Genomic DNA, 9,116 nt, shown 5'->3' with positions numbered 1-9,116 from the left:
TAGCCGGAGCTGGGTGAGGGGTATCCCTACCCCTCCACCTTCGAGAAATCGGCGATGCGGTTCATCGTGTCGCGGATCGTCGCCAGCAGCTTCAGGCGATTCTCGCGCAGCGCCGCATCCTCGGCATTCACCGTCACGGTCTCGAAAAAACGGTCGACCGGGCCGCGCAACGCCGCCAGCGCGCCCATGGCGGCGGCGAAATCCTCGGCCTGGAGCGTCTGGGAAATCCGCTCCTCGGTAACGCCCAGCACGCGATGCAGTTCCGCTTCCGCCGGCTCGCTTCCCGCCGAGGCCGGGCCGACATAGACGCGGCCGTCCTTCTTCTCCTCGATGGCGACGATGTTGGCGGCGCGGCGATAGGCGGTCAGCAGGTTCGCGCCATCCTCGCTCGCCAGGAACGCCGCCAGCGCCTCGACCCGCTTCAGCAGCCGCACCAGATCGTCCTCGTTACCCAGCGCGAACACGGCGGACACCAGATCGTGCCGCACGCCTTGCTCGCGCATCGCCACCTTCAGCCGGTCGGCAAAGAAGGCCATCAGATCGCCCACGGTCTCCGGCTTGGCGCCGGCCTGGGCGAAGATGGCGCTCAGCGGCAGCCGCAGCCCATTCTCCACGATCAGCCGGATGATGCCCAGCGCCGCACGGCGCAGCGCGTAGGGATCCTTCGAGCCGGTCGGCTTCTCGTCGATGGCGAAGAATCCCACCAGCGTGTCGAGCTTGTCGGCCAGCGCCACGGCGACGGAATTCGGCGCGGTCGGGCAGCGGTCGGACGGGCCAAGTGGGGAGTAATGATCGGCGATGGCCTGGGCGACCGCCTCCCCCTCGCCGTCCTGCCGGGCGTAATAGCGGCCCATGATGCCTTGCAGCTCCGGGAACTCGCCGACCATGCCGGTCACCAGATCGGCCTTGGCGAGCTGGGCGGCGCGGTCTGCGGTGGCCGGCTCGGCGCCGGGGATCAGCGTCGCCAGATGCCCGGCCAGGGCGCGCACCCGCGCCACCTTGTCAGCCAGCGTGCCCAGCTTGGCGTGGAAGGTGATGTTGGCCAGCGCCGGCAGGCGGGAATCCAGCCTCTGTCGGCGGTCCTGATCCCAGAAGAATTTCGCGTCCGACAGGCGGGCGCGCAATACGCGCTCGTTGCCCGCCACGATGGCAACACCGCCATCGGCCGGCTGCATGTTGGAGACGACAATGAAATGCGGGGCCAGCGCGCCATCCGCCGTTTCCAGCGCGAAGTATTTCTGGTGCGCGCGCATCGAGGTGGTCAGCACCTCCGGCGGCACATCCATGAAGGCGTCGTCGATGCGGCCCATCAGCGCCACCGGCCATTCGACCAGGCCGGTCACCTCGTCCAGCAGCCCGTCATCTCGCTTCAGCGCCAGGCCCGCCTTGGCGGCCAGCGCCTCGGCCTGGGACAGGATCGCGGCGCGGCGTTCGGACGGATCCAGGATCACTTTGGCGGCCTTCAGCTTGGCCTGGTAATCCTCGAAATTATGGATCGCCAGCTCGGCCGGGGCGAGGAAGCGGTGGCCGCGCGTGCGGTCGGCGAACATTATCTCCCGCCCGCCGCCGAGATCGAGCCGGCCCGGCAGTTCCTGGCCGCTGAACAGGCAGAGAATGGAATGGATCGGCCGCACCCAGCGGAAGCTGCCTTCGCCCCAGACCATGGATTTCGGCCAGGGCAGCTTGTGGATCGCCTCGATCAGCAGGCCCGGCAGCACGTCGCGCGTCTCCGCCCCCGGCTTCTCGACGGTCAGGAAGTAGAATACGCCCTTGCCGGTGTCGCGCTGCTCGCACGCCTCAATGGAGGTGAGGTTGTTGGCCTTCATGAAGCCGGCCAGCGCCTGCGCCGGCGATCCCACGCGCGGGCCGCGGCGTTCCTCGGTCACGTCCGGCTGGGTCAGCGGCAGCCCGTCGACCGTCAGCGCCAGGCGACGCGGCGTGGCATAGGCCGCGGCGCTGTCGAAGGTGAGGCCGGCGGCGGTCATCGCCTCGGTGACCAGGCGCTTCAGATCGTCGGCGGCGCGCGCCTGCATACGCGCCGGTATCTCCTCGGAGAAAATCTCCAGCAGCAGCTCGGCCATGCTTACGCCCCCACCTTATGAGAGGCGACCCACGCCTCGCAGCAGCCCTTCGCCAGGGCGCGCACGCGGCCGATATAGGAGGCGCGCTCCTGCACGCTGATGACGCCGCGCGCATCCAGCAGGTTGAACAGATGGCTGGCCTTCATGCATTTGTCGTAGGCCGGCAGCGCCAGCGGCTTGCCGAGGCCCAACAGATGCTGGCACTCGCTCTCGGCATCCTTGAAATGCTGGAACAGGATGTCTGTGTCGGCATGCTCGAAATTGAAGGCGCTGAATTCCCGCTCGGACTGCAGGAACACGTCGCCATAGCTCTTGCCGCCCTTGTCCTTCGCCACGCCGTCATAATCCAGGTCGTAGACGTTCTCGACATCCTGAATATACATGATCAGCCGTTCCAGGCCGTAGGTCAGCTCGGCCGGGACCGGCTTGCACTCAATGCCGCCGACCTGCTGGAAATAGGTGAACTGCGTCACCTCCATGCCGTCGCACCAGACTTCCCAGCCCAGGCCCCAGGCGCCCAAAGTCGGGCTTTCCCAATCATCCTCGACGAAGCGGATATCGTGCTCGTGCGCATGGATGCCGATGGCCGCCAGGCTGCCCAGATACAGCTCCTGGATATTCTCCGGCGAGGGCTTCATCAGCACCTGGAACTGGTAGTAATGCTGCAGCCGGTTCGGATTGTTGCCATAGCGCCCGTCGGTCGGCCGGCGCGAGGGCTGCACATAGGCGCAGTTCCAGTGATGGTCCGGCCCCAGCGCCCGCAGCGTGGTCGCCGGATGAAAGGTGCCGGCGCCGACCTCCATGTCGTAGGGCTGCAGGATCACGCAGCCTTGCGCCGCCCAGTACTGCTGCAGAGTCAGGATGATCGACTGGAAGCTGGTGGCGGGATTAGCCGCCCGGGGGGACGCAGAAGGCCTTGCGGCGGACATTCGGTCTCTCGCGCTCTGGGATCGGAACCCAATTTTCAGTGCGGCGCAACATAGCGGCGGGTAGCGGCAGGGTCAAGAAACCCTCATGGCCGCGAATGCCGCAGGGCAATGACGCTGGCGCATCCGCTGATATGACCATATATGTGGTCAGGAAGGAGACCGCCGATGACCGCCAGCACGATGAACGCCACCGAGTTCAAGGCCCATTGCCTGCAAGTGATGGACGAAGTCGCCCGCACCGGCCAGGCCGTCACCATCACCAAGCGCGGCAAGCCGGTGGCCCGCATCGTCCCCGCGCGGGAGGATCCCAAGGAAGCGTTCGGGGCGCTGAAGGGCTGGGTTGTGGCAACCGACCCGAACGACGATCTCATCGAACCCGTCGAGGTTGAATGGGAAGTGATCGCCGGCACGGAGCCGAACCTTCCCTGATGCTAACGCTCGATACGCACACGATCGTCTGGTACATGGACGCCTCTCCCAGGCTGGGCGTCAAGGCTAAGAACGCCATCGAGACTGCGCTCGCCCGGAGTCAGGCCGCCGTCACCGCGATTACCTTCTGGGAGGTCGCCTTGCTGGTTTCCAAGGATCGGGTCACGATATCGCGCCCTCTCCCCCTCTGGAGAAGCCGGGTCGTGGAATTGGGTTTCCATGAACTTCCGCTTACCGGCGATATCGGCATTCTATCGGTACAGCTAGCGGGTCTGCATGGCGATCCCGCGGACCGGCTGATCGCCGCGACCTGCCTTGCCGACAACAGCACCCTCGTCACCGCCGACCGCCGCCTCCTGGGCTGGAGCGGCGGTCTGGCGACGCTGGATGCGCGGCTGTAAGCCTCACACCCCGTAAGGACACAACTCCCGCCCGCAATCGCGGGCGCCGCGGGCGGGAACGTAGGTGCCGCAGGATGGGCAGGCGTGCATTTCCTGGGTCTCCGGCTCGGCGCGCGACGGCGCCGGCTTGCGGCGGAACATCGCCCCCAGGCCGCCGCCCTGCTCGCCGCGCACGGCACCGCCGCGCTCGCCCCGCGCCAGGTCGCGGCGGCTGCGCTCCAGCTTGGTGACCATGCGGAAGAAAAAGAAGACGCCGGCGATCACCGCCGCCAGCACCAGAAGCTTACCGAAGCTCAACCCGAACATATGCCCTTCCCGACTAGAGACCGTAGCGCGCCCAGAGGGCCCGTTCCTCCGCTGCCGCCAGCACGGCGTCCGGCAGCCGCTCCACCGCGCCGTCGATCAGCCCTCCGGCGCTGCGCGGCCCCAGGAAGGGCAGCAGCGGCCGGCGCTGGCTGATCATCGGCATCCGCACCTTATCGCCGAACCGGGCGCGCAGGACAGAGCGCAATTCGCCCACGGAATCGGCCAGTCCCAGCTCCACCGCCTTCACGCCGGTCCAGAAGCCGCCATCGAACAGCACCTCCTCCGGCGCGGTCAGCTTGCCTTCGCGGCGGTCGCGCACCAGCGTGGTGAAGGTATCCAGCATCTCCGCCTGAATCTGCCGCAGCCGGGCGACATGCTCCGGGTTTTCCGGCTGGAACGGGTCCATCATCGCCTTGTTCTCGCCGGTGGCGTAGACGCGGCGCTCGACGCCCATCTTGCCGATCAGATCGACGAAGCCGAAGCCGGCCGAGACGACGCCGATGGAGCCGACGATGGAGCTGCGGTCGACGAAAACCTCGTCGCCGGCGCAGGCCAGCCAATAGCCGCCGGAGGCCGCCACATCCTCCACGAAGATCAGCACGGTGCGCTTATGCTCGTCGGCCAGATCGCGGATGCGGCGATAGATCAGCGAGGATTGCACCGGCGAGCCGCCCGGCGAGTTCAGCACGATGGCCACCGCCCTGGCCTTCCGGATGGAAAAGGCGCGCTCCAGCAGCGGGGCGATCCCGTGCAGCGTCAGCCCGGCGCGCAGCGGTCCGACCTGGCCGATCACGCCGGACAGCCGAACCACCGGCACAATAGGATCGCGGCGGCGGGTGAAAGGCGAAATCAGGCGGGAAAGAAAGGTCGTCTTCGGCATGCGCACCACCTTATCGGGGCAACGGACAGGACGCTACCGCCGGGTGACCGTGGCGAGGTAGATGCCGGGCAACACCAGGGCAGCCCCCAGCAGGTGGTAAAGCCGGATCGGTTCGTCCAGCAAAACATAGCCGAGGCCGCTAGTATAGAGCGGCACCAGATACATCAGCAGGCCGGTGCGCCCCGCCCCCAGCACGGTCTGGATCTTCGCATAGACCTGATAGGCGGCGAAGGAGGCGACGCAGGCCAGGAACAGGATCGCCAGCACTGTCTCGCGGTTCGGCTGCACCGGCCGGCCGGAAGCCGTCTCCCACAGATAGAAGGGCAGCAGCACGATCAGCCCGCCGATGATCACCGCGCCGAAACGCGTCATCATCGCCAGCTTACTGGGCCGGTATTTCAGCAGCACGGCATAGAGCGCCCAGGCGATTGTGGAGCACAGCACCCACAGATCGCCCTGGTTGAAGCCGAAGGACAGCAGCACCGCCGGATCGCCCTTCACGATGATCGCCAGCACGCCCGCCAGCGACAGCGCGATGCCGCAGCCCTGGCGCGGCGTCAGCCGCTCGCCGTAGAACACGCCGGTGATCAGCACGATCAGGATCGGCGAGGCGCTGTAGATCAGCCCGATATTGCTGGCCGAGGTGGTCGCCGCGCCGATATACATCACCGCGCCGCACACCCCCATGCCGAACGCCCCCAGCACCAGCAGGTCGCGCCATTCCGCCAGCGCCTGCCGGCGTTCCCGCCACAGATCGCGCCCGACGATGGGCAACAGCAGCAGCAGGGTCACCGCCCAGCGCCAGAAGGCCAGGCCGACCGGTGGCACAATGTCGTGCACCAGGCGCGCGGTCAGCATGTTGCTGGCGAACAAAGCGGGCGCGATGGCCAGCAGAGCGTAGGCCAGCTTCAACTCGGCGGAGCGGTTCATCGGGCCTCCGCCGCCTTCTCGTCCTCGCGGTCCAACGCCTCGCTGGCGGCAATGACGGGATCGTGCCCGTTTTCCTCCTGCCCCGCCGGGGGTTGCGACGAGGCCCCGAAATGCCGGAACGCATCAACCAGGTCGTCCACCTCGGCGGTCGGCAGGCCCAGCTTTACCAGAACCTCCGCCCCAAGCTGCAGGCTGGCCTCCAGCAATTCCGGCACGGCGACATAGGCTCCGGCCTCCTCCAGCTCCGCCGCCAGCTTGGCGTCGCGGCTGCGCGCGAAGATCGGCAGATCGGGGAATTCCGCGCGCAGCTGGCGCACCACGTCTGGCAGGGCTTTGTAATTATCCAGCGTCAGCACCAGGGCGCGCGCCCGCTCCGCCCCGACCAGGCGCAGCACTTCCGGCCGGCTGGCATCGCCGTAATAGATCGTGCGGCCGGCGACCCGCGCCTCGGAGACTTCCACCGCGTCCATGTCGAGCGCCACCACGGGCACGGCGCGGGCATCCATCAGCCGGGCGACGGTGCGGCCGAACCGCCCATAACCGCCGAGAATCACATGATCGTGCAACTCGCCAATCTCCTCGTCGCCGACGCCCAGCGTCATATCCTCCGCGGCATCCAGCTTTTCCGCCAGGCGGCCCGCCAGCAGGGTGACCAGCGGCGTCAGCGCCATGCTGGTGGCGACGATCAGGAACAGCGCCTGGCTGATCTCCGGCGCGATCACCTGGGCGCTGACCGCCACGCCCAGAATGACGAAGGCGAACTCCCCGCCCTGGCACAGCAGGGCCGCGACCCGCAGCCCGGCCACGCTGGTCAGGCCGAACAGCCGGGCCAATACGAACAGAATGGCCATCTTGAGGGCGATCAGCGAACCGACCACCAACAGCAGCGGCCCCAGATTGCTGAAGGCGGCCCCCAGATCGATGGCCATGCCGACCGTCATGAAGAACAGGCCGAGCAGGATGTTGCGGAACGGCTCTATGTCCGCCTCGACCTGGTGGCGGAATTCCGATTCCGAAATCAGCAGGCCGGCAAGGAACGCGCCCAGCGCCATCGACAGGCCGGCCATCTGCGTCGCGGCGCCGATGCCCAGCACCACCAGCAGCGTCATGGCGGTGAACACCTCGCGCGACCGCACGGCGGCCATTACCCTGTAGAGCGGGCGCAGCAGCAGCCGCCCCATCAGCACGATCAGCACCAGCGCCACCGCCGCCTTCACGATGGCGACGCCCAGGCCGATCAGGATCGATTCTTCCGACGGCGCGCTCAGCAACGGCACGATGACCAGCAGCGGCACCACCGCCAGATCCTGGAACAGCAGCGTGGCGAAGGCGGCGCGGCCATGCCGGGTGGCGAATTCCCCGCGCTCGTTCAAAAGCTGGATAACGAAGGCGGTCGAGGACAGCGCCAAGGTGCCGCCGATCACCAGCGCCCCCGCCATCTCGAAGCCGAGCGTCAGGGAAATGCCGGCGATCGCCGCGCCGGTCACCAGCACTTGCGCCGCCCCCAGGCCGAACACCAGCCGGCGCATGACGCGCAGACGCTCGAAGCTCAATTCCAGGCCGATGGCGAACAGCAGAAAGACAATGCCGAACTCGGCCAGCGCGCGCGTGCCCTCGACATCGTCGATCATGCCCAGGCCGAACGGCCCGATCAGCGCGCCCGCCGTCAGATAGCCCAGCACCTGGCTGAAGCGCAGCCGGCTGAACAACGGCGCCACCAGCACGGCGGCGACCAGAAACACCAACACATCCTCGATTGGCGCGCCATGCAGCGCTTCCGGATTCCAGATCAGTTTGGCGAGTTCTTCCAAGCGGACGGCTCCTCGGCGCTACGGGATAGGCTAGCCTAAGCGGTCGCATGCGCGCCGACCAGCCTATCCCGTCTCCCTGCCGCGATGACGCTTGACCGGGCCGCGCCGGAGGGTAGCTTTCTCGCCATGATCGACAATCCCGCCCTCGCCTCCTATCCCCCCGCCGCGCTGGTGACGGGCGCCGCCCGGCGCATCGGCCGCGCCATCGCGCTCGACCTTGCCGGGCATGGCTGGGATGTGGCGCTGCACGCCAACCGTTCGCTGGACGAGGCGCACCGGCTGGCGGCGGAAATCGCGGCGCTGGGGCGCAAGGCGGTGGTGCTGCAGGCCGATCTGGCGCACGAGCCGGCGGTCGAGACGCTGGTGCCGGCGGCGGTGGCGGCGCTGGGGCCGCTGGGCCTTCTGGTCAATAACGCCTCCACCTTCGAGAAGGACGATATCGCCACCGCCAGCCGGGCGAGCTGGGAGGCGCATATCGAGCCCAACCTGCGCGCGCCGCTGGTGCTAACCCAGGCCTTCGCGCGCCAGTTGCCGGCCGATCGCGCCGGCTGCGTGGTCAATCTGATCGACCAGCGGGTCTGGAATCCGGGGGCCGACTTCCTATCCTATACGGTCAGCAAGGCGGCCCTGCTGACGCTGACCAGAACCCTGGCGCTGGCGCTGGCGCCGCGCATCCGGGTCAATGCCATCGGCCCCGGGCCGGTGCTGCGCAGCATCCACCAGAGCGAGGCGGAATTCGCCGCCGAATGCCGGGGCGTTCCCTTGCAGCGCGGCACGGACCCGGCGGAAATCTGCCGCACATTGCGGTTTCTGCTGGAAGCGGCCGCGATGACCGGGCAAATGATCGCCCTGGATGGCGGCCAGCATATGACCGGGATTCGTGCGTGAATTGTATTTGCGCGGGGCGATTCGGGTCGAAGCGTTAAGATGGCGTTAATATGACACTGTAAGAGCTTCCAGAATCTGACGATTTTCGGCTTCGACAAGAGCGTCATATAAGGAAGTTGTGCACAGCACAAAGGGGCAGACTCTCGCAGCGAATATGTGTCAATCCGAAAATTTCGGAACGGCTCCCCTTCTCAGATTGACAACAATAAAATACAATAAAATCAATATGATGATTGTTTTTGCCTATTTTTTAAGCAAGCCTGTCGGAACCCAAGCGCTTGGCTCGCTCCGGAACAAGTGCAGGGGTTTCCCCACATACTTATCCACAGGAATCGTGGATAGAGTGACAAAACGGAGAAGCCGAAGGGGGTATCGCCGGATACCCCATTGCGACACGGCCTGTCATAACGCATCAGGCTTCCACATATAGAATCGCGAATGGCCAAGGCAGCACGAGATAG

General features: G+C 66.7%; 9 protein-coding genes. 3 read left to right on the top strand and 6 right to left on the bottom strand.

The window, feature by feature from the left end:
- Window positions 1-26: 26 nt before the first annotated feature.
- Together glyS and AUP43_RS07710 are read right to left on the bottom strand one after the other, a co-directional pair.
- Window positions 27-2,081, bottom strand: a complete 2,055-nt coding sequence (glyS, locus tag AUP43_RS07715) for a glycine--tRNA ligase subunit beta (RefSeq protein WP_067554704.1) — start codon at window positions 2,079-2,081, stop codon at window positions 27-29.
- 2 nt (window positions 2,082-2,083) lie between these two features.
- Window positions 2,084-3,010: a glycine--tRNA ligase subunit alpha gene (locus tag AUP43_RS07710; RefSeq protein WP_067554701.1), complete on the bottom strand. Its 927-nt coding sequence runs from the start codon at window positions 3,008-3,010 to the stop codon at window positions 2,084-2,086.
- 165 nt (window positions 3,011-3,175) lie between these two features.
- Here AUP43_RS07710 and AUP43_RS07705 point away from each other — a divergent pair, with 165 nt between their 5' ends.
- Together AUP43_RS07705 and AUP43_RS07700 are read left to right on the top strand one after the other, a co-directional pair.
- Complete coding sequence (locus AUP43_RS07705; protein ID WP_067554698.1) at window positions 3,176-3,439, top strand: type II toxin-antitoxin system Phd/YefM family antitoxin; 264 nt, start codon at window positions 3,176-3,178, stop codon at window positions 3,437-3,439.
- Complete coding sequence (locus AUP43_RS07700; RefSeq protein ID WP_067554695.1) at window positions 3,439-3,840, top strand: type II toxin-antitoxin system VapC family toxin; 402 nt, start codon at window positions 3,439-3,441, stop codon at window positions 3,838-3,840. The genes AUP43_RS07705 and AUP43_RS07700 overlap by 1 nt, the downstream gene beginning before the upstream one ends.
- Window positions 3,841-3,843: 3 nt before the next feature.
- On the opposite strand, the gene AUP43_RS07695 is transcribed toward AUP43_RS07700, so the two are convergent.
- From AUP43_RS07695 to AUP43_RS07680, 4 genes are read right to left on the bottom strand one after another with little or no spacing between them, the layout of a single operon-like run.
- Window positions 3,844-4,146, bottom strand: coding sequence for a hypothetical protein (locus AUP43_RS07695; RefSeq protein ID WP_067554692.1), 303 nt, complete (start codon window positions 4,144-4,146; stop codon window positions 3,844-3,846).
- A gap of 13 nt (window positions 4,147-4,159) precedes the next feature.
- Complete coding sequence (locus AUP43_RS07690; protein ID WP_067554689.1) at window positions 4,160-5,026, bottom strand: S49 family peptidase; 867 nt, start codon at window positions 5,024-5,026, stop codon at window positions 4,160-4,162.
- Window positions 5,027-5,059: 33 nt separating this feature from the next.
- Window positions 5,060-5,956, bottom strand: a complete 897-nt coding sequence (locus tag AUP43_RS07685) for a DMT family transporter (RefSeq protein WP_067554686.1) — start codon at window positions 5,954-5,956, stop codon at window positions 5,060-5,062.
- Window positions 5,953-7,767 carry a monovalent cation:proton antiporter-2 (CPA2) family protein gene (locus AUP43_RS07680; protein WP_067554683.1) on the bottom strand — a complete coding sequence of 605 codons (1,815 nt, stop codon included), beginning with the start codon at window positions 7,765-7,767 and terminating at the stop codon, window positions 5,953-5,955. The genes AUP43_RS07685 and AUP43_RS07680 overlap by 4 nt, the downstream gene beginning before the upstream one ends.
- 126 nt (window positions 7,768-7,893) lie before the next feature.
- On the opposite strand from AUP43_RS07680, the gene AUP43_RS07675 reads away from it, so the two are divergent.
- Window positions 7,894-8,655, top strand: coding sequence for an SDR family oxidoreductase (locus AUP43_RS07675; RefSeq protein WP_067554679.1), 762 nt, complete (start codon window positions 7,894-7,896; stop codon window positions 8,653-8,655).
- The last annotated feature ends 461 nt before the right edge of the window (window positions 8,656-9,116 follow it).

This window comes from Oceanibaculum pacificum (assembly GCF_001618175.1).
Lineage (GTDB): Bacteria > Pseudomonadota > Alphaproteobacteria > Oceanibaculales > Oceanibaculaceae > Oceanibaculum > Oceanibaculum pacificum.
This window is presented reverse-complemented; position numbering and strand designations above follow the sequence as displayed.